Annotated in this window: 22 protein-coding genes; 5 read left to right on the forward strand and 17 right to left on the reverse strand. The window is 71.6% G+C overall.

The features are described from left to right. Window positions 1-10 precede the first annotated feature (10 nt). The 3 genes from PYR72_RS35010 to PYR72_RS35020 all read right to left on the reverse strand — a co-directional run bounded on the left by PYR72_RS35010 (window position 11) and on the right by PYR72_RS35020 (window position 6,100). Window positions 11-703: a TetR/AcrR family transcriptional regulator gene (locus tag PYR72_RS35010; protein ID WP_275459021.1), complete on the reverse strand. Its 693-nt coding sequence runs from the start codon at window positions 701-703 to the stop codon at window positions 11-13. Between the two features lie 71 nt (window positions 704-774). Continuing rightward, a complete protein-coding gene (locus PYR72_RS35015) occupies window positions 775-2,718 on the reverse strand; it encodes a hypothetical protein (RefSeq protein WP_275459022.1) in 1,944 nt (647 codons plus the stop codon). A gap of 253 nt (window positions 2,719-2,971) precedes the next feature. Then, window positions 2,972-6,100, reverse strand: a complete 3,129-nt coding sequence (locus PYR72_RS35020; RefSeq protein WP_275459023.1) for an alpha-N-acetylglucosaminidase — start codon at window positions 6,098-6,100, stop codon at window positions 2,972-2,974. Between the two features lie 116 nt (window positions 6,101-6,216). Here PYR72_RS35020 and PYR72_RS35025 point away from each other — a divergent pair, with 116 nt between their 5' ends. Beyond that, the gene (locus PYR72_RS35025; RefSeq protein ID WP_275459024.1) at window positions 6,217-6,669 is read left to right on the forward strand and encodes a hypothetical protein; all 453 of its coding nucleotides are present in this window, start codon (window positions 6,217-6,219) and stop codon (window positions 6,667-6,669) included. A gap of 219 nt (window positions 6,670-6,888) precedes the next feature. Here PYR72_RS35025 and PYR72_RS35030 read toward each other — a convergent pair whose 3' ends face one another. The 6 genes from PYR72_RS35030 to PYR72_RS35055 form a co-directional block, all read right to left on the reverse strand. After that, a complete protein-coding gene (locus PYR72_RS35030; RefSeq protein WP_275459025.1) occupies window positions 6,889-8,496 on the reverse strand; it encodes a DUF1996 domain-containing protein in 1,608 nt (535 codons plus the stop codon). A 258-nt stretch (window positions 8,497-8,754) separates the two neighbouring features. After that, window positions 8,755-9,795: an NAD-dependent epimerase/dehydratase family protein gene (locus tag PYR72_RS35035; RefSeq protein WP_275459026.1), complete on the reverse strand. Its 1,041-nt coding sequence runs from the start codon at window positions 9,793-9,795 to the stop codon at window positions 8,755-8,757. Window positions 9,796-9,856: 61 nt separating this feature from the next. Beyond that, a complete protein-coding gene (locus PYR72_RS35040; RefSeq protein WP_275459027.1) occupies window positions 9,857-10,489 on the reverse strand; it encodes a winged helix-turn-helix domain-containing protein in 633 nt (210 codons plus the stop codon). A 423-nt stretch (window positions 10,490-10,912) separates the two neighbouring features. Next, window positions 10,913-11,941 (reverse strand): glutamine synthetase, encoded by a 1,029-nt coding sequence (glnII, locus tag PYR72_RS35045; protein ID WP_275459028.1) that lies wholly within the window; start codon window positions 11,939-11,941, stop codon window positions 10,913-10,915. Between the two features lie 314 nt (window positions 11,942-12,255). Beyond that, window positions 12,256-12,966 (reverse strand): hypothetical protein, encoded by a 711-nt coding sequence (locus PYR72_RS35050; RefSeq protein ID WP_275459029.1) that lies wholly within the window; start codon window positions 12,964-12,966, stop codon window positions 12,256-12,258. Between the two features lie 160 nt (window positions 12,967-13,126). Next, complete coding sequence (locus tag PYR72_RS35055; RefSeq protein ID WP_275459030.1) at window positions 13,127-13,486, reverse strand: arsenate reductase family protein; 360 nt, start codon at window positions 13,484-13,486, stop codon at window positions 13,127-13,129. A 176-nt stretch (window positions 13,487-13,662) separates the two neighbouring features. On the opposite strand from PYR72_RS35055, the gene PYR72_RS35060 reads away from it, so the two are divergent. Both PYR72_RS35060 and PYR72_RS35065 read left to right on the forward strand, forming a co-directional pair. Further along, complete coding sequence (locus tag PYR72_RS35060) at window positions 13,663-13,977, forward strand: hypothetical protein (protein ID WP_037728323.1); 315 nt, start codon at window positions 13,663-13,665, stop codon at window positions 13,975-13,977. Between the two features lie 208 nt (window positions 13,978-14,185). Next, window positions 14,186-14,833 carry a DUF4360 domain-containing protein gene (locus PYR72_RS35065; protein ID WP_275459031.1) on the forward strand — a complete coding sequence of 216 codons (648 nt, stop codon included), beginning with the start codon at window positions 14,186-14,188 and terminating at the stop codon, window positions 14,831-14,833. A 422-nt stretch (window positions 14,834-15,255) separates the two neighbouring features. On the opposite strand, the gene PYR72_RS35070 is transcribed toward PYR72_RS35065, so the two are convergent. Together PYR72_RS35070 and PYR72_RS35075 are read right to left on the reverse strand one after the other, a co-directional pair. Then, window positions 15,256-16,440 carry a winged helix DNA-binding domain-containing protein gene (locus PYR72_RS35070; protein ID WP_275459032.1) on the reverse strand — a complete coding sequence of 395 codons (1,185 nt, stop codon included), beginning with the start codon at window positions 16,438-16,440 and terminating at the stop codon, window positions 15,256-15,258. A 172-nt stretch (window positions 16,441-16,612) separates the two neighbouring features. Beyond that, the gene (locus tag PYR72_RS35075) at window positions 16,613-17,554 is read right to left on the reverse strand and encodes an aminoglycoside phosphotransferase family protein (protein ID WP_275459033.1); all 942 of its coding nucleotides are present in this window, start codon (window positions 17,552-17,554) and stop codon (window positions 16,613-16,615) included. Window positions 17,555-17,798: 244 nt separating this feature from the next. Between PYR72_RS35075 and PYR72_RS35080 the strand changes: the two genes are divergently transcribed. Next, the gene (locus tag PYR72_RS35080) at window positions 17,799-18,080 is read left to right on the forward strand and encodes a hypothetical protein (protein ID WP_275459034.1); all 282 of its coding nucleotides are present in this window, start codon (window positions 17,799-17,801) and stop codon (window positions 18,078-18,080) included. A gap of 11 nt (window positions 18,081-18,091) precedes the next feature. Here the strand turns inward: PYR72_RS35080 and PYR72_RS35085 are convergent, their stop codons facing one another. Next, the gene (locus PYR72_RS35085; RefSeq protein WP_275459035.1) at window positions 18,092-18,349 is read right to left on the reverse strand and encodes a hypothetical protein; all 258 of its coding nucleotides are present in this window, start codon (window positions 18,347-18,349) and stop codon (window positions 18,092-18,094) included. Between the two features lie 145 nt (window positions 18,350-18,494). After that, the gene (gene glnA / locus PYR72_RS35090) at window positions 18,495-19,904 is read right to left on the reverse strand and encodes a type I glutamate--ammonia ligase (protein ID WP_013004243.1); all 1,410 of its coding nucleotides are present in this window, start codon (window positions 19,902-19,904) and stop codon (window positions 18,495-18,497) included. Between the two features lie 198 nt (window positions 19,905-20,102). On the opposite strand from glnA, the gene PYR72_RS35095 reads away from it, so the two are divergent. Next, complete coding sequence (locus PYR72_RS35095; protein ID WP_059084773.1) at window positions 20,103-20,570, forward strand: RDD family protein; 468 nt, start codon at window positions 20,103-20,105, stop codon at window positions 20,568-20,570. Between the two features lie 75 nt (window positions 20,571-20,645). Here the strand turns inward: PYR72_RS35095 and PYR72_RS35100 are convergent, their stop codons facing one another. The 4 genes from PYR72_RS35100 to lipB all read right to left on the reverse strand — a co-directional run bounded on the left by PYR72_RS35100 (window position 20,646) and on the right by lipB (window position 24,137). Continuing rightward, window positions 20,646-21,347 carry a DUF4191 domain-containing protein gene (locus PYR72_RS35100; protein WP_275459036.1) on the reverse strand — a complete coding sequence of 234 codons (702 nt, stop codon included), beginning with the start codon at window positions 21,345-21,347 and terminating at the stop codon, window positions 20,646-20,648. A gap of 217 nt (window positions 21,348-21,564) precedes the next feature. After that, on the reverse strand, window positions 21,565-21,768 hold the full coding sequence (locus PYR72_RS35105) for a hypothetical protein (RefSeq protein ID WP_013004246.1): 204 nt from the start codon (window positions 21,766-21,768) through the stop codon (window positions 21,565-21,567). A gap of 281 nt (window positions 21,769-22,049) precedes the next feature. Next, complete coding sequence (lipA, locus tag PYR72_RS35110; RefSeq protein WP_275459037.1) at window positions 22,050-23,015, reverse strand: lipoyl synthase; 966 nt, start codon at window positions 23,013-23,015, stop codon at window positions 22,050-22,052. Window positions 23,016-23,345: 330 nt separating this feature from the next. Further along, window positions 23,346-24,137 carry a lipoyl(octanoyl) transferase LipB gene (gene lipB, locus PYR72_RS35115; protein WP_275459038.1) on the reverse strand — a complete coding sequence of 264 codons (792 nt, stop codon included), beginning with the start codon at window positions 24,135-24,137 and terminating at the stop codon, window positions 23,346-23,348. Between the last annotated feature and the right edge of the window lie 336 nt (window positions 24,138-24,473).

Here is a 24,473-nt window from a genome sequence, read left to right on the forward strand (position 1 = left end):
CCCGAGCGGACTAGCCGCGTCCCAGGGCGAGCAGGCGGCCCGCGAGGTCGCTGAACGGGCCGTCCGGCGGTTCGTCGGCGAGGATGCCGCGCAGCAGGGCCGCCATCCCCTCGTCCTGGGCCGCGCTCACCGCCGCCAGCGCCGCGAAGTCGTGGACGAGCTGGACCTCCAGCTCCTCGCGGGGGATACGGCGCCCGTCCAGCCAGAGAAGGGCCGTGGACTCGGCGAGGGAGATCCAGGAGCGGATGACGAGTTCGAGGCGGGCGGGAGCGGTGTCGACGTCGAGGTGCGAAAGGATCTGGACATAGGCGGCCTGGCGGACACCGTCGACGAGGGCGTTCGTGCGGGACGAGCCGACGGCCGGGCCGCCGCGCATCAGGGCGGAGAAACCGGGGCCGTGCTCGTCGACGAAGTCGAAGAACCGGTGCGTGACGCGGAGCAGCCGGGCCCCGAGCGGACCCTGCCGGGGCTCGACGAAACGGTTCGCCAGATCGTCGGAGGCACGCGTCAACGCGGCCTCGTACAGGCTGAGTTTGCCCGGGAAGTAGTGGTAGACCAGCGGGCGTGAGATGCCCGCCGCCGACGCTATCTCGTCGATGGAGACCTCGTCGGGCGAGCGCCGGCTGAACAGTTCGAGGGCGACCCCGATCAACTGCTGCCGCCGCTCCTCCACACCCATCCTGCGGCGCGCACCGGTTCGCATACGAACACTCTACCGATTCATTCCGGCCCACCAGGGGTGGGACCGGGCGGAGACCTCCGAGGCGCGGGCGGTCACCGGGCGGACCGCAGGCCGCTGATCTCCCGGCCGTTCGCCAGCGTGCCCTTCAACTCGGCCCGCACGCCCGCCCCGGCCGGTACGGCGAGCAGGTTGCCGGGCGCCGAACCGCTGACCCCGCCGCTCAGTTCGACGGACACCGTGTCCTTGCCGCCGGCGGCCAGTACGTACGAGTCGCCGGCCGCCGACGTCCAGGGGCCGGCCGCGAGGACGTGCGGGTCCGCCGGGCCGCAGGCGGGAACCTCGTCGGCGGCTGCGGTGACGTACGCGCCCGCCGGAGTGTTGAACTGGGCCAGCGCCCGCGTGCCCGCGCCCCGCCACGTCTCGGTGCGCGTGCACACCCAGTCGGCCGTGCCGCTGCCGTCGGGCAGCGGCTGGCGGGCGAACTGCCAGGCGTTCACCGTCCGCACCCCCTGCGACCGTACGGCGGCCAGCGAGCAGGCGAAGGGCGCCCAGACCGCCGGCGCGGCCGACGCGTCACGCCGCGCCGTAACGGCCGACGGGCGCCCGATCGTGAGGTGCGCCGGCGTCACCTCCAACAGGTCCGTCAGCAGCCGCGTACCCCCCGACGCGTCCGTGACCTGCAGCACGTCCCAGGACCGGCACTCCCCGGTCCGCACCGCCGGACTGGCGAACGGCGCCGTCGTCCCGTCCTTCGCCAGCGCGAGCGGACGCGCCCGGCCCCCGGGCTCCGCCAGATCCCGTACGGCCGCCGCGCGCACCCAGGGTGCCGTCAGATAGCGGACGTTGCCGTCGGACCGGCCCAGCACCAGCGCGCTCGCGCCGGCGCCGGTCGCCCCGTCGGCCCGGGTCAGGTCCAGGGCGGCCGCGCCCTGGTCGTCGAGGGGCTCGGCGTACCGGGCGATCCGCAGGCCGTCGTGGAGCAGGACGACCCGGAGGTTGTCGACGACGCCCGCGTACAGCAGTTGCGGCGGGCCGGGCGGGGGTCCCGCCTGGGTGCCGAGGGTGACCGCCACCTGCACGGACTCACCGGGGCGGGCCCAGACCGCGAGGGCGCGCCGCAGCAGGGCCCGGTCCTTGACGAGATCGCCGCGCGCGGGCCAGGTGGTGAAGTCGGTGCGCCCCGTCGCCCGCCATGCCGTGGCCGTCGCCGTCGTCAGCTGCCCCGGATCCAGCGCCGCCTGGGCCGCCGGGTTCCGCGCGTACGGCGGTGCCGCCGCGCCGTCGGGCCCCCAGCTCTCCCCGGGCAGGCCGAGGAGCGCCCCGGACACGATCACGGCGGCCGTCGCGGCCAGCGCCGCCCGCTTGTGCTGGCGGCGGCGCATCAGATCGGTGGGGCGGGCGTGCAGCGAACAGGGGTCGTACTCGGGGGAGGTGAGCAGCGCGTACTGCCGCGCCGGCACCGAGTCGGCCTCCTTCAGCGCGGCGTCCGGGGCGTCGACGCCCGCCTCTTCGAGGAGCGAGCCGATCACCGGGTCGGGGAGCCGCTCCAGACCCCGCAGCACATAGGCGGCGCGTCCCGGCCCGGAGAGCGCCGACAGCCGCTGGTCCAGGGCCAGTTCGTCGGCGCCGCCGGAGCGGGGGAACAGCCTGAGGCCCCACACCCGGGGCAGCGGCGGCGGCAGCTGGGACCGCTTCGGCCACGCCCGGCGCCGCAGGGGGAGGCCCGCTTCCAGCGCGGTGCGGACGACCTGCAGCCGGACGTAGGCGTACCCGGGGTTGCGCTCCCGGTCCGCGCCCGTCGCCTGTGCCGGGATGAGCGAGGTGGACCTGCGGCCCCTGGGCAGCGCCCGCTGGGTCAGCGCGTGCGCCGTCAGCACGCGGCGGCTGCGGCCCAGGCTCGACGGCAACGTCAGATAGGCCAGCCGGACCAGACGCGGATAGTGCTCGACGAGCGCGGCCTCCGCCTGCTCGACGTCCACGACCGACTCCTGGGCGCGGGACGATGCGGGGCGCGGGGCGACATCCTGTGACTGCACGTTCAGCAAAACGAGCGAATGGTCCGATGGTCACCAGAGCGCTCTGCTGGGTGGGGCGGGGGCGCCTGGGGGGAGGGGTACCTGGGTGCGTGGGTGGGTGCGGGTCCGGTGGGGGCTGGTCGCGCAGTTCCCCGCGCCCCTAAAAACATCAGGCCCCTGCGGGACTGAAAAGCTCGGGGCGTAGCCCCGGCTTTTCAGGGGCGCGGGGAACTGCGCGAGAAGCCCCACTCGCCCGCAGCCGAAGAACGCACCCCTACGTCAGCGACCACCCGCTGAACTCCACCAGGCCCCGCACCCCGCTCCCCCCGTTCGCCGCGCTCATGAAGAACCCCACGTCCTGGCCCCCGCTCGCCGCCCCCGGCACGCTCACGGACGCCACCGCCCGCCAGGTCGCCCCCTCGTCGACGGAGCACTCGCCGACGTACGCCCCCACCCCCACCCGGCTCAGCCGCAGCACCACCGGCGCCCGGAGCCCCGTGATCCGCCGGTACGTGTCGAGCGTCCCGTCCCCCGAGGAGTCGTAGGACAGCACCACCCCGGCGGCGGGAGTGACCGCCAGGTTCAGGAACCCCGCCGACCCGGCCGTACCGAGGCCGTTGCGGACCACGATGCCCGCCCGCGCCCAGTTCCCGGTCGCCGCCTGGGAGTCGACCCGGAGCGTCACGGACGTACCGTCCCGCAGCGCCCCCGCCCGGTAGGCCGTGCCGAACTCCGACGTCCCCCGCCACAGGTCCGCCCCCGCCCCGTCGATCGCGAACCGGCCCCCGAGCTGTCCGAAGACCGCCCCGTTACTGGTGTAGGTACGCCACCCGGCCTCCAGCGCCCCCGCCTCGAAGAGCGTCCCGTCGAAGCGCCCCTCGACCCGGTCCTCGCCCCGGGGGCCGTACACCGCCGTCACCGTGTAGGGCAGCGGCCTCAGCGGCCGGTCGAGCGGGGTGCCCGGCGCGTCCGCGCGCCAGCGCACCGTCCCCGACCCGGCCGCCGCGATGCCCGGCAGCGCGGTCGGCCCCTCCGGCTCGGCCGTGCCGGCGAAGCCGCCGAGCGTGAAGTCGACCCGCCCGGTGGCCCGCAGCCCGTTGACGTTGCGCAGGACCGCCGACAGCCGCGCGCTCCCGCCGGGCGGCAGCACCGGCGGCTCCGCGGTGACGGTCAGCGTCCCCTGGTACGGCGCCCGCGCGAGTACGTCCCGCACCCGCGCCGCCGTCCGGTACGCGTCGCCGACCGGCCGCAGCGGATAGTCCTTGCGCTCCCGGGTCCACGGCTCCTCGAACGCGAACCAGTCCACCGGCGCCGGGGAGGTCCCCGTGACGAGCGCGTCCTCCAGGGCATCGAGCCACTTCTGCCAGCGCGGGACGTAGAAGTCGGCCATGAGGCCGCTCCACTCCCGGTTGCCGTACTCGTGCAGATCCCCCGCGTCGGAGGTGGCCCGCCCGCCCCACACCGTGATCAGGACCTTCGCGGTCCGCTCGAACTCGGCCCGCTCGGCGTCGTCCGTCCCCATCAGCAGCGCGTCGTTCACCCACGGGCCCAGCAGGAACCCGGCGTTCGTCCCCGTGACCTCGTCGGACAGCCGCATCAGCCGCAGCCAGAGCGTGGCCAGTGCGCGGAACGTGGCGAGGTCACCCCGCCGGTGGGCCGCCCGCAGCTGGGGCAGGTACTGACGGCTCCGGTGCGCGAGCGCCTGCCGCGCCACGTCCACCACGTCGTACCGGTACGCCGGGCTGCGGCGCCGCCCGGCCGCCACGTCCAGCAGTCCGGCGAGCGCCGCGTCGAAGCGGCCGGGGTCGTAGGTCAGAGTGCGCGGGGCGTACGCGGCGGCGCGGTCCGCGGCGAGGTCCGGGCGGGCGCAGAACAGCGAGTCGTGCGGATCGCTCCGCTCCACGGCCCGCTGCTGGTACGCGGTGTCGTGCAGCGCCCGCCAGGCCGCGCGCGCCGCCTCGTCGCGTCCGCCGTAGCGGAAGTCGGCGTACGCGGAGAACCATGCGGCCCGGTCGATCTTCCCCGGCGTCCAGGCCAGTTCGGAGAAGAGTTCGAAGGCCGCCGGGTCGCGGTCGGTGGCCTCCGGCAGGTACGCCGTGCCCACGAGCGCGCTGCCGGGCTTGTCCCGCCAGGCGAAGAACTTGTCGTTCCACAGATGCGCGCGGGCCCCGATGGTCGTCCGGCCGCCGAAGTTGGGGATCGTGCCGAAGCAGTACGGGGTGCCGCCCCAGTCGCGTTCGCGGTCGGTGACACCGGCGTAGCGGTCGGAGACGCCGTCCACGATCAGCATCCTCGACCGGTCGACGGCGTCCAGCAGCTCCGGCAGCGGGTTCTCCTGCCAGCCGAGGATCACCCAGGTGGCGCCCGGGTGGGCCTTGTGCAGGGCGCGTTCGACACCCCGCGCCGCGTCCGGGACGGGGACGTCGCCCGCCGCGCCGCCCTCGTGCAGGAGGTCCATCTTGAAGTGCGCCGCCGCACCGAACACGTCCCGCGTATGACCGTAGAAGGAGGCGGCGACCCGGGCGAAGGAGTCGGTGCGCGGATCGAGCCAGTCGGGGCGTTCGAAGCCGTGCCAGACGCCCTGCGGGACGACGTGCGCGTCCCCGCCGTTGCGTTCGACGAACTGCCGGGGCACGTGCCCGTAGTAGCCGGGGAGCACGGGGGACATGCCCAGCTCGCGCAGCCGGTCGGCGATGCGGCGGCCGAGTGCGGCCCGGCGGGCGATCAGCGCGGGGGAGAGCGGGCCGCCGTACCCGGAGAGGTTCTGCAGCAGCCACCACGGCTGGTGGGAGGGGGCGGGGAGCCAGGCGCGGGACTCCTCGTCGGAGTAGCCGAAGTCCTTCAGCAGCCGGTGGTAGACGGCCTCCGTCCCCGCGGTGACCAACACCTCGTTGCAGCCGTGCGCCGCCAGGAGGTCGATCTGGTGTTCCCAGTACGGCCAGTCCGCGTACGGGGCGGTGTAGCCGTCGTTGGTGTCGTTCAGGGCGAAGCGGTGGGGGAGGGCGGTGGAGCCCTCCAGGGGGCGGGCTGGGGCGGGGAGGCGGCTCGGCAGGTCCAGCTGGCCGCCGTTCCAGGCGAGATGGGCCCCGCAGACGTACTTCAGGTACCAGTGGACGCCCATGAGCGCTGTGGCCGGTGTGGTGGCCCGGACCCGGATGTCCCCCTTGGTGCCTGTGACGAGGAACCGGTCGACGGTGCCGCTCCGGTCGAGCAGACTGATCCGGAACTGTCCGGCATGGCCGGGCAGCAGCCGATTGAGCGCCGAGCGCGCGGGAGCCGTATCGAAGGCGGGGCCCTCGCCAGGGCTCTCCGCGGCGTGGGCCGGGGCCGACCACCGCAGGTGGGTCCCGAGGCCGAGGACACCGGCCGAGCCCAGCACCGTACGTCGCGACGGACCGTTCATGTCTGTGTGCCCCCTGTGTCGACAGGGGCGGCACGCTAACGGGGCGACCGTCCGTCAACAACGGTGCGCACGGAGCTGGCGCGTTCATGTCGCCTGAACGGACCCGGAGGGTACGGATGAGTTTGACGAGGAAGAGGCTTGCGGGGGCCGCGGCGGGCGCGGTCGTCGCGCTGCTGGCGCTGACCGGCTGCGGTGGGGCCGACGACGCGGAGGCCGCCGTCCCGAAGACGGCGACGGGGACGCTGGAGCACATCGCGGGCGAGGTGGGCTGCAAGCCGGACATGCAGACGGACGCGGACACCATCCGCCAGGCCCTGTGCACGAACAAGGACGGCGACTTCGACGGCAAGTTCGTCCTCGCGACCTTCGCCACCGACCGGGGCCAGGCGGAATGGCTCGCCGGCGCCAAGGACTACGGCGGCTACTACCTGGTCGGCCGCAAGTGGGTCGCCGTCGGCCCGAAGAAGACGGTGGGCGGACTGCAGGGCACCCTCGGCGGGGAGATGCAGGAGGGGTCCGAGCACATGAACCCCGGCGGCAGCCACAACGACGGCAGTCACAGCGGATGAGTCGCTGAGCCACTGAGCCGCTAAGCCGCTGAGCCACTGAGCCGCTGAGCCGTGTGCCCCGTCCCGGAACTCCGGGGACGGGGCACACGCGTATGCGCGCCGACGCGCGCGCGGCGGTCCGGTGTGATCCGGGCGAGCCGGGGGATCCGGGACATGCGAGAGCCGGCGGTGGGATCTCCCACCGCCGGCTCTCGTCCGTGGCTCAGAAGCGCTCGGGCACTACTTGCAGTTCTGGCCGTTGTTGATGCACTGGACCATCTTGTTCATCGTCTGCTGGTTGAAGAAGTTGATGAAGTCGTTGTGGTCGGTGATCGGCTTGTGCAGGTTCTCCGGGAAGGAGTCGACCGCGTAGGGCTTCACGACCTGGCCGTTCTGGATCTGCGGGGCCGGGACGTTGTAGACCAGGCGGACCTGGAGCTGGGGGATGGCCTGGAAGCCGTTGGCGCAGCTGCCGTCACCCTTGACGAAGCTCACGTGGGTGCGGTGGTTGGCGCTGTCGATGTTCTTGCCGTCCCAGCAGCTCTGGAAGAAGGACGTCCGCACCACGGAGCTGCCCTGCGGGCAGATCGGGTACTTGTCCGTCACCACACGGTCCTCGAAGCCGGTGCAGCTCCAGTTCGTGTTGGCGTTGCCCAGGCCGTTCACGAAGGCCTTGGCGTCACCGGTGATGATGCGCAGGGCCTGCGGCATCGCGACGACGTTGCCACGCTTGTTGCCGACGAACTTCAGCTGGGCCTGGCTCGGCTCGACGATCTTGCCGACGTTCTTGTCCGCGCCACCGCCGGGCTTGTTGGCGTCGATGTCGTTCGAGCCGTCCTGGATGCGGATGACCGGCCAGAAGTACGACGACTTGTCGCCCTGGTTCTGGCAGGACGTCTGCGCGTTGGCCAGCTGCTGGTCGCTCGCGAAGGCGTTGTTGCTCTGGTTGCCCACGTAGTCGTGCTGGTGCTGGGCGCCGTTGCTGACACCCGGGGCGACGATCACGTTGTCCGAGTTGCGCAGCTCGTTCTTGTTGACGCCACAGCTCGTGGTGAAGCTGCCCCGCGAGCCACCGTTGCCGTTGGCGGCGAGACCGTTGCCGTTCACGCCCTTGGGGCCGCCGTTGGGCTGGACCTGGTTGATGTTGATGAAGTCGCCGGCGACCGGGCCGTTGCCGCCCTGGCCGTTGCCACCCTGGCCCTGGCCCTGACCGCCGTTGTTCTGGCCGCCCTGGTTCTGGCCGCCCTGGTTCTGACCCTGGCCGCCGTTGTTCTGGCCCTGGTTCTGACCGCCCTGGTTCTGACCCTGGCCGCCGTTGTTCTGGCCCTGGTTCTGGCCACCCTGGTTCTGACCCTGGCCCCCGCCGGCGTTGGTCTGAGCCTGGTCACCCTTGCCCTGGCAGGCCGCGAGCTGCTGCAGCCCCTGCGGAGCCTGGCCGCCCACGCGCCGGATGTTGATGCCGATCCGGTCGATGGTGGCCGTCCGCTTCGACTTCAGCGGGTTGAGAATGGCGTTGTTGACGAAGTTGGCGTCGCCCGCCTGCGCCTGGCGCGTGTCAGCCAGGCGCTTGTACGCCTCGGTGATCTGCCGGTCCAGCAGCGCCAGCTCCTTGGCGACACCCGCGCGCGCCTTGGTCGGCACGTTCGTCAGCTTCTGGCCGACGTCCGGGCAGGCGATGGTGGCCACCTGGGCGGAGGCCAGCGTCGCGTTGGGCTTGGACTTCGACTCGCCCGCTGAGGCGTAGAAGTTCGCCCAGACCAGGCCGCCGCCCGCGACCGCGAGCGCCGCGGATGCGGCAATGGCCCGAACGGCCAGCGGCGAACGTCGTTTGCGTGTGTTGCGTCCCATGGAACTCCTCTGACTTCCTTGCGGGGCTATCGAGGCGCCCGACAGGAGTGAAGCGGCTCCATCAAGTACGCGCTGATTCCCAGGAGTGTTCAGGCGACTCAGAAATTGATGAGAGATTCGTGGGACAAACTGGTTTCAACACCCCGCACGGCACCGGGAGTTGTCGATCCCCTACGGCGTGTACATGATGAGCGGCCCCGAAGGGGCCCGCGAAGGGGGTGTTTCGGCGACTCCGGCCGGGATGCGCGAGAACCGCCGTCATCGTGCCGTTTCGCCCGGCCGGAGCCCCAGCAGCCGCGCCTCCACCGACGCGTCCAGTCCGACCGCCGGCCGGTCCGGCCGGTGCGGCGCGACTCCGCCGAGTTCCGTCAGCCACTCCCAGGTGTCCCGGACGGTCTCCTCCACGGTCCGGCAGTGGAGCCCGTCCCGTACGGCGCGGGACACGTCCGCCCGGTGCAGCGCGCCGTGCAGGTCGCTGTCCTCGGGCACCCACACCGGCAGCTGCGTCCATGGCTCGACCCCGGCCTCCAGGATCAACTCCGGTGCCGTCCAGCGGAGTTCGGCCCTACCGCCGGTCGCCCTTACGCACGCGTCGAGCAGTTCGCCCATGGTGGCCGTACCGGTGGGGCCGATCAGGTTGTACGCGCCGCTCGCTCCCCGTTCCGCGGCGCCGAGGATCCAGGCGGCGAGATCACGGACGTCGACGTACTGCAGGGGGAGATCGCGGGGGCCGGGCGCCAGGACCGGGCCACCCCGGGCGACACGGGTGAGCCACCAGGGCAGCCGGCCGATGTTCTCGTACGGCCCGAGGATCAGACCGCAGCGCACGAGGAGCGAGCGGTCGGCGCCGAACGCCTCGACCGCGGCCAGCTCCCCGCCCCGCTTGTCGCGGGCGTAGTCCGTCCCGTCGGCGTCCGCCGACGCGCCGTCCACCAGAGGTGCCGACTCGTCGTAGCCGGGGGCCGGCGGCCAGGCGTACACCGAGCAACTCGACACGTACACATACCGGTCGGCCACGCCGGACAGCAGACGCGCGGTGTCCCGGACGGCTCGCGGCGCGGCTGACCAGGTGTCGACGATGACGTCCCACCCGCCGTCGGCCGCGGAGGCCGCGGCGCAGGCGTCGGCCAGTGCCGCGAGCCCGTCCGGTGCGGTGCGGTCGCCCAGCAACGACCGCACCCCGGCCGGAGGTGCGTGCCGTCCCCGGTGGAAGACGGTCACCTCCCAGCCGCGGGCCGACGCCGACTCCACGACGGCGCGGCCCACGAACTCCGTACCACCCAGCATCAGAAGTCTCATGCCGCAGACTCTGCCCGCCGGGCGGCCGCTACGGAACGGGAATCTGCTCTCAGGAGATTCGTCAACCACCCAGCGGCGGCGTGTACTTGTACCCGACGCGCCGTACCGTCTGGATCGCCTGACGGAACTCCGCGCCGAGCTTGCGGCGCAGCCGGGCGATGTGGACGTCGACCGTCCGCCCGTCGCCCACGTGTCCGTAGCCCCACACCGTCGTCACCAACTGGTCGCGGGTGTGCACCCGGTGGGGGTGCGCGACGAGGTGGGCGAGCAGCTCGAACTCCAGGTAGGTGAGGTCGAGCGGACGCCCGCCGACCTCGGCCGTGCGCTGCACGGTGTCGACCCGGACCAGCTCCGCCGACCCGGCGGAACCGGCACCGGCGGGTGCCCCGGCCTGGTCGAGGGGCGGCTCGTCCGGGACCGCGAACGGCGCCGCCGGCGGCTGCTGGTCGGCCGGCAGGAGCACCAGGTAGCCGACCATCGGGGGCCGGCCGGGCAGGGTGGGCAGGGTGTGCTGGGGTGCGGGCAGCCAGGTGGCGCCCGGCGGCAGGAAGTCCGTGATGTCCACGACCTCGTCCCGGCCCACGGCACGCAGCCGGTGCCGGGGGGAGGCGCCGGGCGAGGGGACGGCGACGGGCGCGGGGGCCGACGCGGAGGTCAGCGGGGCGGCGGTCGACAGAGAACGGGTGTTCGCCATGAGAGGTCAGCTCTTTCGCGCGGGAGGATCGTCCGGGAGACCTCGGCGACCGAGTTCGTGATCGGTCCCGCCGAGGGGCGTACGTCGTTCCGCGCCGACCGAAGGCCGGGGTGTACGGCTTTAGAGGGCCGGCGCGTTCGTCGCGCGGCAACACACCCGGTCGAAGTCGTGGTGCTGACGGGAAGGCCAGAAGGGCTCCAGGTCATGACGACCCGTCGCGCGTGGGTTCTGGAAGCCGGCCATGGGTTCATTGAAGCAGACACACGCCCGTCGCATCAGTCTCCTCTCACTGCTTGGACGCTTCTTTGACATCACCTCCGCGCGCGCCGGTCCGCTCCGGCGCGCGCGGTGACGCCGAAGGGCGCCCACCGGACCGGTGGACGCCCTCTCGGACAGCGCGGGCTCGCGGAGCCCCGGGGTGGATCAGACCTGGCCGGCCTTGTCGAGCGCGGTGCAGCAGGTGTCGACGATCAGTCGCGTCACGACGTACGGGTCGACGTTGGCGTTCGGGCGGCGGTCCTCGATGTAGCCCTTGCCGTCCTTCTCGACCTGCCAGGGGATACGGACCGAGGCGCCACGGTTGGAGACACCGTAGGAGTACTCGTTCCACGGGGCGGTCTCGTGCAGACCGGTCAGACGGTCGTCGATGCCGGCGCCGTAGTTCTTGACGTGGTCGAGTGGCTTCGAGCCCTCGCCCAGCGACTCGCACGCGGTGATGATCGCGTCGTAGCCCTCGCGCATCGCCTTCGTGGAGAAGTTGGTGTGCGCGCCGGCGCCGTTCCAGTCGCCCTTGACGGGCTTCGGGTCCAGCGTCGCGGAGACGTCGAAGTCCTCGGCGGTGCGGTAGAGCAGCCAGCGGGCCACCCACAGGTGGTCGGCGACCTCCAGCGGGCCGACCGGGCCGACCTGGAACTCCCACTGGCCGGGCATGACCTCGGCGTTGATGCCGGAGATGGCGAGACCGGCGTCCAGGCAGTTCTCCAGGTGGGCCTCGACGATGTCACGGCCGAAGATCTCGTCGGCGCCGACACCGCAGTAGTAGCCGCCCTGGGGGGCCGGGAAGCCGCCCTTGGGGAAGCCGAGCGGGCGCTCGCCGTCGAAGAAGGTGTACTCCTGCTCGATGCCGAAGATCGGCTCCTGGGCGGCGAACTTCTCGGCCACCTCGCGCAGCGCGGCACGCGTGTTGGACTCGTGCGGCGTCATGTCGATGTTCAGGACCTCGCAGAGCACGAGGATGTCGTCGCCGCCGCGGATCGGGTCCGGGCAGGAGAAGACCGGCTGGAGCACGCGGTCCGAGGAGTGCCCCTCGGCCTGGTTGGTGGAGGACCCGTCGAAGCCCCAGATCGGCAGCTCCGCACCCTTGGCGTCGTCGGCGAAGATCTTCGTCTTCGAGCGGAGCTTGGCCGTCGGCTCGGTGCCGTCGATCCAGATGTACTCAGCCTTGAAGGTCACGGGACACATCCTTCGGGGTGGGTCACTAGGCGCATGTGCGGGTGCTGCGGCGCTGCGGCACTGAAACGCCGCTGATGCCGCGCAGCCTGTCAACGCGCGATTTCCCGGCCGTTGCTCGAATGTGAACCCCGTGTTACCGGGTGTCGCTGTGGCACGACTCACTCCCCGGCGGACGCGCAGGTCGTCCGCATGTACGAGGCCGGCCACCGCTGCGCGCGATGGCCGGCCTCCCCGGACCTCGGCCGCCCTCCGTCACCTCACCGTCACGAGGGGGCCCGCTCCGTACCTCGGTGCTCCGCGGTCCCGGGCCGGTCTCACCCCACCTGCTCGATCAGCGCGCGGCGGATCAGGAACTTGCCGGGTTCCCGGACCTGTTCGAAGGCGGCGTTGTTCAGGAGGGCGCAACTGCCCGAGACCGACGTGACCTCGACGGTCGTGGACTTGTTGTTGTCCAGGTTGGTCACCCGCAGCTTCGTGCCGGCCGGGAACTGGTTGCTGGACGCCGCCGGGGCGCCGCCCTCGCCGGAGAGGGTGACGGTGGAGCCGTTGCAGACCTGCCGGCCGGCCCCGGCGTCGCCCGTGTCACCCGCGCCGCCGGCGTTCCCCACTCCACTCGCGTTCCCCGCCGCCTCGTCGCCCTGGGGGTCCTGAGCCGACCCCCCGGTCTCCGTGGCCGGCGCGGACGGCTGGGCGGGCTGCGCCGGCGGTGCGGCCTGGGAGCCCTGAGCCGACTCCCCGACCACGCAGTCCGACGCGCCCTGCTGGACCTTGATCTGAGCGATGACCGCCTCGCGGTTGGCGATCCGCGCCGCCGACTGGGCGTCGGGCTTCGCCTTCTGGTCCGCGATGAACCGCTCGTTGTTGCCGAGCGCGGTGGCCAGGCCCTGACAGACACTGGACTCCACCGCGGTCTGCGCCGCGTTCGACGTGGCCGCCATGGCGAAGGCCCCGCCTCCCGCCATCGCCGCCGCGGTCACGAACAGTGCGACCTTCTTCTTCGTGCCGAGCGTTCTCCTACGCGACATGCGCGCCTCCTGTTCCCGGCGCACCTTCGGATCGGCCACCGGATCGGACGAGTACGCCGCTATGTACGAGATGTCGAACGAAGCTACTCAACGGTCACAGCAAACTCTCAAGTAACGCACGTCACACCGTGGTCGAGGAGCGGGTCGCGTGAACCACCCGCTACCTGGACAGAGCGTCCCGTACCGCCTCGTCCGTGCGGGCCACCACCGCCGTACCGTCCTCGGCGGTGATGATCGGCCGCTGGATGAGCTTCGGGTGCTCGGCGAGCGCCGTCACCCACCGGTCGCGCGAACCGGCGTCCCGCGCCCACTCCTTGAGGCCCAGCTCCTTCGCCGCGGCCTCCTGGGTGCGGGTGATGTCCCACGGTTCGAGCCCGAGGCGGTCGAGTACGGCGCGGATCTCGTCCTCGCTCGGGACGTCCTCCAGGTAGCGGCGGACGGTGTAGTCGGCGCCCTCGGCGTCGAGCAGGCTGATCGCGCTGCGGCACTTGGAACAGGCGGGATTGATCCAGATCTCCATGCCGCCCACGGTAGCCAACCGGTCCCGAAAACTCGTGTTCCACGTCTGTCACAGGACCCCTCAGATGCCTTCTGGCCAGGGGCGATTGTCAGTGGGGGGTAGTAAAATAGAAGCAGTGTTCGAGGGTTGCCGACGGGGGATTCCGGCGGTGCCCAGACCGCGACAGGAGGATGTCCGTGCCCGCTGCCGCACTGAAGTCCAAGCCGCTGCCCACCCAGTCCACCGTCCAGCACCCCGTCCTGCTCGACCTGCCCTACGCGCCGGTGGTGAAGCACACCCTGCCGCCCGGCCGTCCGCGCGAGTGGTACATCACCCACAACCGGCGTCTGAAGGCCATGCGTCTGGCGATCGCCCTGCTCGACTCCGGCGTCCACGTGCCGAACCAGGCGCGCAACGAGACGATCCGGAGCACGGCGGAGGTCATCGGAGTGCACCCGCCGTCGGACACCACGTGCCACATGGTCCGGGCGCTGATGCGCTACACCCGCTAGGCCGAAAAAAAGGGGGCGATCTCCGGCCGCCAGGGTTGGCCGGAGATCGCCCTAGCCCTGCCCGTCGGGGGTCCATACGATGCGGTCGCCCCTCGGTCTTCACAGCTGCTTCACAGCCCGCGATCCGCACGGGTGGTGTTCTCGCAGGCCGTGGGGTCCTCGCGCTTGTCTATTGACATGTGCATGACTCTGATGGGAGAACCCCCCCATGGTTCGTGGTCTCCTCCTGGGCGGCGCCGTAGCCGCCCTGTTCGCCAGTGCGCTTCCCGCGCAGGCCGAGTCCCCCTTCGAGGACCCGCCCCCGGACAAGATCGTCATCAAGGTCGCCACGGTGAACGGCTCCGGCTGTCCCCAGGGCACGGCCGCGGTCGCCGTCTCAGCGGACAACACCGCGTTCACCGTGACCTACAGCGACTACCTCGCACAGGTCGGCGGTGGCGCCCCGTCCACCGCGTTCCGCAAGAACTGCCAGCTCAGCCTGATCGTCCATGTCCCCGGTGGCTTCACCTACGCCATCGCCAGCGCCGACTACCGCGGCTTCGCCTCTCTCGCGCGCGGCGCGAGCGGCGTCGAGAAGGCCTCGTACTACTTCCAGGGCTCGCCGGACACGGCCTCCAGGACCCACACGTTCACCGGTCCCAAGGAGGACAACTGGCAGGCCACGGACGAGACCGACTGGGCCCAGCTGGTGTGGTCGCCCTGTGGGGTCGAGCGCAACTTCAACATCAACACCGAGCTGAGGGTCAACCGGGGGTCGTCGCCGGCCGGCAGCACGAGCTTCATGACCATGGACTCGACGGACGGTGACATCAGCACGATCTATCACCTGGCGTGGAAGCAGTGCGCCTCCAAGTGAGCCGGTTCGCCGGGTGCCCCCTGCTGTGGGGGCACCCGGCGGTCGTCGGTGTCGGTGTCGGTGTCGGTGTCGGCGGGGTGGGGTTTCGCTTCGTCGCCGGGTGCGGGTCCGGTGGGGGCTGGTCGCGCAGTTCCCCGCGCCCCTGAAAAGCAGGGGCTGCGCCCCGTGCTTTTCGCGCCCGCGGGGCCGGTGGTCTTTCAGGCCCGCGGGGCCGGTGGCTTTTCAGGCCCGCAGGGCTTGGGCTTTCAGGCCCGCAGGGCCGGTGGTTTTCAGGCCCGCGGGGCCGGTGGCTTTGAGGCCCGCAGGGGCCTGATGCTCTTAGGGGCGCGGGGAACTGCGCGAGAAGCCCCACCGGACCCGCACCCGCGGACGAGCCCGAACCCCCACCCCCTCCCACCTCACCTCACCCCACCCCACCCCGATCACACCAACTCCTTCTCCAACGGCGTCCGGAAGCGCGGGGTGACCCTGGTGTCACCCACCCACCCCCGCAGCCGCGCGGCCTCCGCCCGGATCGCCTCCTCGGCCTCCCGCCCCACCCCCTCCGTGTCGAGCAGCCGCCAGACGATCTCCCCGTCGGAGCGCTGGGCCCAGCCGCCGATCACCCGGCCGTTCCACCACACCGTCGGCCCGACGTTGCCGCTGTAGTCGAAGAGGGCCGGCCGGAGTCCGGGGGCGAGATACCAGTCGCGCAGCTGCCAGCCCATCGCCGTCGGGTCGAGGGCGGGCAGGAGCGCCGCCCAGGACTCACCGGGACCGGACACCGGCGCCTCGTCCTCGGCAGCCACATACCCCGTGCCCTCGTCCAGTGCCACGGCCCGCGCCCCGATCGCCGCCAGCGCCCGGCGGACCTCGGTGACACGCCACCCCGTCCACCACTTCAGGTCCGCCTCGGTCGCCGGGCCGCAGGCCGCCAACCACCGTTCCAGTAGGGACGCCTGCGCCTGCGCCGCATCCAGCTCGGGGTGCGCGGGAGCCACCGCCCACCGGAACTGGCTCGACGTCCAGGAGCCCAGGGGTCGCCCCCGCACGACCCTGCCCTCCACCCCCAGCACCCTCAGCAGCCGCGTCGAGACCGTGTGCGTCCCCTCGTAACTCTTCCCCGCCGCGTACACGAACTTCTCCCGCAACCTCGGTTCGTCCTCGGCGAGTTCGGACGCGGTCGCCTGGCCCCGGCGGGCCAGCGCGGCCAGCGCCGACTCCTCGACCTCCTTCAGCCAGGCCGCGTCCGGCGCCCCGGCCGCGGCCATGTCCTTCAGCAGCGAGGCCCGCTCCCGCGCGGCGACCGTGAGGCCGGTCGAGGCATGCACCACGGCCGTCAGCCCGGCCGGGAAAACGAACACGGTGTGCCGCATCCCGTGCATACGGACGAGTGAGCGGTCCTCGTACAGCGCCCGCTCGGTCTCGGACACCGTCCGCTCCGCATCGGCGAGCCGCGCGCCCACCGCGAGAGGCACCGTCGCGGGGTCCGAGCCGTGCAACGCCACGAGAGAATCAGCCACCTCCTCGGGCCTCTCCGCCCGTACGGATCCGGCCAACCGCTGCCTCAGCCCCAGCCGCACCCGCCGCTCGGCCACTGCGACATACCGCAGCCGCTCACCAGCCATGTCCACCGCCTTCACCCGTGCCCCGTGCCCGTCCCCGTTCCGAGGACGCGAGAACGTGAGGACCCGAGTGGCGATCGGGTCCAGGACCTCCACCCGCATCCTCCCGGACCCCACTGACAATGGGACTCCGAACCACGCCCCCCGCCCCCCGCCCCCTCTCCACCCCCATCCCCTACGCGTACCGCTCCAACAGCCCGCCCACGTACGCCTCCAGCCGCGCCCCCAGCACCTCCGGCGTCAGATCCGTCCGGCCCAGCTCCCGCCAGGGCACCGCGAGCTTCTCCGCGTCGGGTGCGTAGGCCAGCGCGTCCAGCAGCCGCCAGTACAGGTGATCCCGGTCCCCGGCCAGCCGGCGCCCGCCTCGGGTCTCGTACCGCTCACGGAACCCGAGGCCGTGTTCCGCCCCGTACAACAACGCCACGGCGGTCGAGCAGTGCGCCACATCGAGGTCCGCCGGCCCCCACGAGGTCTCCACCCAGTCCACGACCCCGCTGATCCGCAGACCACCGTCCGCACCGCCACCCGTACCCGCGAACAGGACGTTCCCGGGATGGAAGTCCCGGTGCAGAAAGCACCCTTCGTACGCGGGTGCCTCCCGCCGGATCACCTCCACCGCCGGCTCCCACGGCCCACCACCCGGCGCGGTGACCCGCTCGGCCGAGGTCCAGGGCTGGTACGTGCGGGGCCGCCGCTCCGGAACCACCGCGTGGATCCGCGCGAGCTGCCCGGCGAGCAGGTCCAGCCGTGCCTCCAGGTCCCCGTCCTCCTCCACCCGCGGCGATCCCGGCAGCAGGGACATCAACAACGACGGCAGACCGGCGAGTTCGGCGGACGGGTCGACGGCGTGCAGACGCGGCGCGGGGATGCCGTCGTACGGCGCGAGCGACGCGAGGACCGCGGCCTCACGCTCCAGCAGCCCGGGTGCGTGCCGCCGGAAGAACGGCCGCACGAACGACCGCAGGACGAGATCCGAGCCGTCGTCCAGCGTCAGCCGGCGCATCCGCGAGGTCCAGCCACCTTGCAGATCAGCCCAGTTGCGTACGGAACGGCCCTCGGGGAGTTGCGCGGCCACCCATGCCAGGGTGGCGTCCCACTCATGATCCTCTGATCCCATGGGAGCAGCATCCCCCGGAACCGGCGCCCCGTCGGACCTCACCGACCGGCGACGGGCCGCGTCGGCCGCGAATAATGAGATGCCCGCGCACGCTCCGCACGAGCATCCTGGACACGCGGAGCGAAGCCCCTCGGGCCCCGGGCCCGCACGGGACGGCCATCACGCGCCGACGCCGGGGCCGCGCCTGCCCGCAGGCTCCTCCCCGCACAGCCCTCACCCACGCCACGCTCCGAGGAGTCCCGTCATGGGCACGTTGATCCTCTCGGCGACCGCGGTCCTGGTCGTCATGGGATTCACCGACCACGTCCTCTGGCTGGCCGCCGTCGCCCTGCTCTACCTGTACGTCCGGTCCGGCCGCACGGAGGGAGGCTCGTCGGGCTCCCCGACGGCCGGCAACCCGACCCAGCCCGGCTCCTACCGCGCGTACCGCGATCGCCGTGACCAGCAGGCGAGGTGGGAGCGCCGCTACCGCCGCGAACGCCCGCTGGCGACCCGGCGGCAGGACCGCGACAAGGGCGGCCGGTAGCCGCGGACCGCTCAGTACGACGACCGGTAGTTGACGTAACCGATCAGCGCGATGAGCCCCGCCACGCAGCCGAAGACGATCACCGTCGACACCCACGAGGACCGCCGCGGTCCGGCCGGACCGGGATCGGCCCGGAACGGCTGGGGCGCGGGCGGGTTCTCCTTCCACCGCGCGGCGAGCATCCGGGCCCGCGCGGAGGGCTCCTTGTGCGCGGCGTTGTCCGCCCACTTGATGTCGAACTCGCGCTCGTCATCGTCCTGTTCGGGCATCCCCGTGTCCCCCGTCATTCATCGAACAGTCGTGCCAGAACCATACGACGACGCCCCCGTCCCGGAAAGCGGGAACGGGGGCGCCGTCGACCAACTCGGCGACCGACCGGAACCACACGCCTACGACGCGGGCTCACGGGCTCGATCACACGTCGAAGTACAGCTCGAACTCGTGCGGGTGCGGGCGCAGCTGCAGCGGGGCGATCTCGTTGGCGCGCTTGTAGTCGATCCACGTCTCGATCAGGTCCGGCGTGAAGACGTCGCCCTGGAGGAGGAACTCGTGGTCGCGCTCCAGCGAGTCGAGGACGGCCGGGAGGGAGGTCGGGACCTGCGGGACGCCCGCGTGCTCCTCGGGGGCCAGCTCGTAGAGGTCCTTGTCGATCGGCTCGGCCGGCTCGATCTTGTTCTTGACGCCGTCCAGGCCCGCGAGGAGCAGGGCCGAGAAGGCGAGGTACGGGTTGCCGGAGGAGTCGGGCGCGCGGAACTCGACGCGCTTGGCCTTCGGGTTCGAACCCGTGATCGGGATACGCATGGCGGCGGAGCGGTTGCGCTGCGAGTAGACCAGGTTGACCGGGGCCTCGAAGCCCGGAACCAGGCGGTGGTACGAGTTCACCGTCGGGTTCGTGAAGGCCAGCAGCGACGGGGCGTGCTTGAGGATGCCGCCGATGTAGTAGCGGGCCATGTCCGACAGGCCCGCGTACCCGGCCTCGTCGTAGAAGAGCGGCGAGCCGCCCGCCCACAGCGACTGGTGGACGTGCATGCCCGAGCCGTTGTCGCCGAAGATCGGCTTCGGCATGAAGGTCGCGGTCTTGCCGTTGCGCCAGGCCACGTTCTTCACGATGTACTTGAAGAGCTGGAGGTCGTCGGCCGCGGCGAGCAGCGTGTTGAACTTGTAGTTGATCTCGGCCTGGCCGGCGGTGCCCACCTCGTGGTGCTGGCGCTCGACCTGGAGGCCGGACTTGGCCAGCTCCAGCGAGATCTCCGCACGCAGGTCGGCGAAGTGGTCGACCGGCGGGGTCGGGAAGTACCCGCCCTTGTAGCGGACCTTGTAACCGCGGTTGTCCTCCAGCGCACCGGTGTTCCAGGCGCCCGCCTCGGAGTCGATGTGGTAGAAGGACTCGTTCTCCGAGGTCTTGAAGCGCACGCTGTCGAACACGTAGAACTCGGCCTCGGGGCCGAAGTACGCGGTGTCGGCGATGCCGGTGGAGGCGAGGTACGCCTCGGCCTTCTTCGCGACGTTCCGCGGGTCACGGGAGTACTGCTCGCCCGTGATCGGGTCGTGGATGAAGAAGTTGATGTTGACCGTCTTGTCGCGGCGGAACGGGTCGACGCGCGCGGTGGACAGGTCGGCGCGGAGCGCCATGTCGGACTCGTGGATGGCCTGGAAGCCGCGGATCGAGGAGCCGTCGAACGCGAGCTCCTCGGCCGGGTCGAAGGCCTCGGCCGGGATCGTGAAGTGCTGCATCACGCCCGGCAGGTCGCAGAAGCGGACGTCGACGAACTTGACGTCCTCGTCCGCGATGAACTTCTTGGCCTCGTCGGCGTTCTGGAACATCCAGCTCCTCCTACTCCCGACGTCTCCTGCCGGGGTGGTAGTTCGTTCGTGCTGCCAGTGCGGTGGCACACGCTCTTCTCGACACTAGGGACGGGTGATTTCTCGTACGTGACCCATTTGTTTCGCACAAGTTAACCGGACATCCCGCCCCGCACCCCACCTGTCCGTATGGCAAAACGCTCGCAGTACGGTGGACGCGTGGACAAGAGGCAAGCACTCGGATCGTGGCTCTCCGGCCCCCGCGAAGCCGCGGAGGCGGCCGGAGTCGACTTCGGATACAGGGGAGAGCAGCTCGGTCTGCCCGAGGAGGGGCCCGGCTCCATCGCCCGCCCCGGACGCCGTCTCGGCGCCCTCGCCGTCGACTGGGGCCTGTGTCTCTTGATCGCATACGGCCTCATCACCGACGGCTACGACCAGGCCACCAGCAACTGGGCCCTGCTCATCTTCTTCCTGCTGCACGCCCTCACCCTGGGCACGGTCGGCTTCACCCCGGGCAAGCGCCTCTTCGGCCTCCGTGTGGTCGCCCAGGACACCGGCACGGTCACCCCCTGGCGCGCCCTCGTCCGCACGGTCCTGCTCTGCCTCGCCATCCCCGCCCTGGTCTGGGACCGCGACGGCCGCGGTCTGCACGACCGGCTGGCGCGCACGGTGGAGGTGCGCGTCTAGCGCCGCTGTACGACGCCGTACGACGAGGGGGCGCCCGGAGTGATCCCGGGCGCCCCCTCGTCGTACGGCGTCTCGTCAGCGGGCCTTCGGGCCGCCCTTGGGCATGCGCATGCCCTTCGGCATCGGGCCCTTGGGAAGCGGCATGTTGCTCATCAGGTCGCCCATCGCGCGCAACCGGTCGTTGGTGGCGGTCACCTGGGGGCCGGTCAGGACGCGCGGCAGCTTGAGCATGGTGGTGCGGAGCTTCTTCAGCTCGGTCTGGCCCTCGCCGGTGCCCACGACCAGGTCGTGCACCGGGACGTCCGCCACGATGCGGGCCATCTTCCGCTTCTCGGCGGCCAGCAGGCTCTTCACCCGGTTCGGGTTGCCCTCGGCGACCAGGACGATGCCGGCCTTGCCGACGGCGCGGTGCACCACGTCCTGGCTGCGGTTCATCGCCACCGCGGGGGTGGTGGTCCAGCCACGGCCCACGTTGTCCAGCACCGCCGCGGCGGCACCCGGCTGGCCCTCCATCTGCCCGAACGCGGCCCGCTCGGCCCGCCGTCCGAACACGATCGCCGTCGCGAGGAAGGCGAGCAGAAGGCCCAGGATGCCGAGATAGATGGGGTGACCGATCAAGAAACCGATCGCGAGGAAGACACCGAAGGTGATGATTCCGACAGCCGCGAGTACAAGACCGATCTTCTTGTCGGCCCTGCGGGTCATCTTGTACGTCAGAGCGATCTGCTTGAGTCGCCCGGGGTTCGCAGCGTCCGCTGCCGGTTCCTTCCTCGCCATGGCACGAAGTCTACGTGTCCGGGGAAGCGAGGACGACGGCGGTGCCGGTGGGGACCGGAGACCGGCGACTGCGCCGGGGAAGCGGCGCCGGGCGGCGGCGGTGCCGACGGTGGTGCTGCGAGCGGGGTCGTGCTGCGTACGGGTGGTGCCGTGTACGGGTTTCGTGCGGTGTACGGGGTGGTGCGGTGTGCGGGGTGGTGCGGAGGGGTTGCGGCGGTTACGAGGTGCGCGAGGCGACGGCGGCCTCGAGCACGCGCTCGGCCTCGAACCGGTCCTTGGCGCGGCGGCGGTCCTCCAGCACGGAGGTCCACGCGTTGCGGCGGGCGGTGCGCTGGCCGCTGCTCAGCAGCAGCGACTCGACGGCACGGAGTGCATCGGTGAACGACGGGATCGGAGTGGCGCGGACGGGTGCGGCCTGCATGGGAGGTCCCCCCTCGGGATGGCTGCTCGGGCTAGGGCTCTGTACCGGGTGTGAAACCAGGGTCACTGATTGGTGTTACCAGGGCATGACCGACCGGTCAAACGAGGGTGAAGCCTTGCTTCGCGCCCTTTAAACCCCGACGCGGCCCTGACAGTGCCCTCATCTGCGAGGACGGTCAGGACCGCGGTCAATCGGCCATTACTGGCGAGTAGCTGCTTGTGCTGGGATTCACACGACCAGATGGCACTGCGTGCCATTTGGCCGAGCGTCCGTCGGAGGGGTCAGACGGCCTGCGAGGCGATGTACGCACCCCGCTTCTCGACGGCCATCTGGTAGAGCCGGCCGGCCCGGTACGAGGAGCGGACCAGCGGGCCGGACATCACGCCGGAGAAGCCGATCTCGTCGGCCTCCTGCTTCAGCTCCACGAACTCCTGCGGCTTGACCCAGCGCTCCACGGGGTGGTGGCGGACGCTCGGACGCAGGTACTGGGTGATGGTCACCAGCTCGCAGCCGGCGTCGTGCAGCTGCTTGAGCGCCTCGCTGACCTCCTCACGGGTCTCGCCCATGCCGAGGATCAGGTTGGACTTGGTCACCAGACCGAAGTCACGGGCCTCGGTGATCACCTTGAGGGAGCGCTCGTAGCGGAAGCCGGGACGGATGCGCTTGAAGATCCGCGGGACCGTCTCGACGTTGTGCGCGAAGACCTCGGGGCGGGACTCGAAGACCTGCTGGAGCAGCTCCGGTACGGCGTTGAAGTCCGGGGCGAGCAGCTCGACCTTGGTGTGGCCGGTCTCACGCCCGGCGGTCTGCTCGTGGATCTGGCGGACCGTCTCCGCGTACAGCCAGGCGCCGCCGTCCTCCAGGTCGTCGCGGGCGACGCCGGTGATGGTGGCGTAGTTCAGGTCCATGGTGACCACGGACTCGCCCACGCGGCGGGGCTCGTCGCGGTCCAGCGCCTCGGGCTTGCCGGTGTCGATCTGGCAGAAGTCGCAGCGCCGGGTGCACTGGTCGCCGCCGATGAGGAAGGTGGCCTCCCGGTCCTCCCAGCACTCGTAGATGTTGGGGCAGCCCGCCTCCTGGCAGACCGTGTGCAGCCCCTCGCTCTTCACCAGGGCCTGCATCTTCGTGTACTCGGGGCCCATTTTCGCCCGGGTCTTGATCCACTCGGGCTTGCGCTCGATGGGGGTCTGGCTGTTCCGGACCTCCAGGCGCAGCATCTTGCGTCCGTCGGGTGCGACTGCGGACACATCGGCTCCCTGTGCATTCGATTCTTCGGCGTCCCCCAGGGTACGCCCGTACGGTTCTCGGTCCCCGGGGTGGGCAACCTTCGGCTTCGGGGTGGCATTCCCCCGGCCCCCCTTTCGCGCTCCGCGCGGGGGTGCGCTGTCGGGTGCGGCTCCGGTGGGGCTTCTCGCGCAGTTCCCCGCGCCCCTGAAGACCAGGCCCCTGCGGGCCTGAAAGACGGCGGCCCTGCGGGCCTGGAAAGCGCGGGGCGCAGCCCCTGCTTTTCAGGGGCGCGGGGAACTGCGCGACCAGCCCCCACCGGACCCGCACCCGACAACGCACCCCGCCCCGGGCTACGCCGACGCCCGCTCCACCACCCGCGGCTGCAGGTCCGCGTTCTCCAGAACGTCCCGGAGATGCCGCTCGGCCACCGGCAGGACCTCGTCGATCGTGACGTCCCGGCCCAGCTCACCCGCCAGGGACGCGACCCCCGCGTCACGGATCCCGCACGGGATGATCCGGTCGAACCACTTGTTGTCGGGGTTCACGTTCAGCGCGAAGCCGTGCATCGTGACGCCCTTCGCCACCCGGATCCCGATCGCGGCGATCTTGCGGTCCTCGCGCCGCTGCCCGGCGTTGGAGGGCGCGTACTCCGGCCCGTTCATCCGCGGGTCGAACTCGTCGTCGGTCATCCGGGGGTCGAGGTCCAGCGACAGCCCGCCGAGCCGCCGCTCGACCGGGTCGCCCAGCACCCACACCCCGCTGCGCCCCTCGACCCGCGTGGTCTCCACCCCGAACTCCGCGCACGTGCGGATCAGGGCCTCCTCCAGGCGCCGCACGTGGGCGACCACGTCCACCGGGCGGGGGAGCTTCTGGATCGGGTAGCCCACCAGCTGGCCGGGGCCGTGCCAGGTGATCTTGCCGCCGCGGTCGACGTCGATGACGGGCGTGCCGTCGAGGGGGCGTTCGCTGTCGGCCGTGCGCCGGCCGGCCGTGTAGACCGGCGGGTGCTCCAGGAGCAGCACGGTGTCGGGGACCTCGTCGGCGAAGCGCGCCGCGTGCACCCGGCGCTGCTCGTCCCACGCCTCCTGGTACTCGACGGCCTCCGTGCCGAACCCCATGCGGACGAACCGCAACCCACTCACGGCAAGCGCCTCCCTCGGCGGTGGCGCCGGGCGGCGGCACCGCGATAGCCCTGTCAGGCGCGTGACGCGCCCAAGCCACTGTACGACCGCGCGACCGGGCGGTGTTCGAGCGGTCCGCGACGTCGGCGCCGGCCCCCGTGGTGCAGGGCGCGGAGGCGGAGCCCGACGCTCGTCGTACGCCCCGGCCGCCGGGCGTACGAGGGGCCCGGCCGGCGCGTGTCGGAGGCCGGGCACGTCAGCCGTGCGGCAAATCCTCACACGATCGGATGAATGGACGCGGAAGTGTGCGATCGGACGCTTACTCTCCGCTACATTCGCGCCGTTCACAAGGCCGCA

This window comes from Streptomyces sp. VNUA24 (genome assembly GCF_029167005.1).
Classification (GTDB): Bacteria; Actinomycetota; Actinomycetes; order Streptomycetales; family Streptomycetaceae; genus Streptomyces; species Streptomyces scabiei.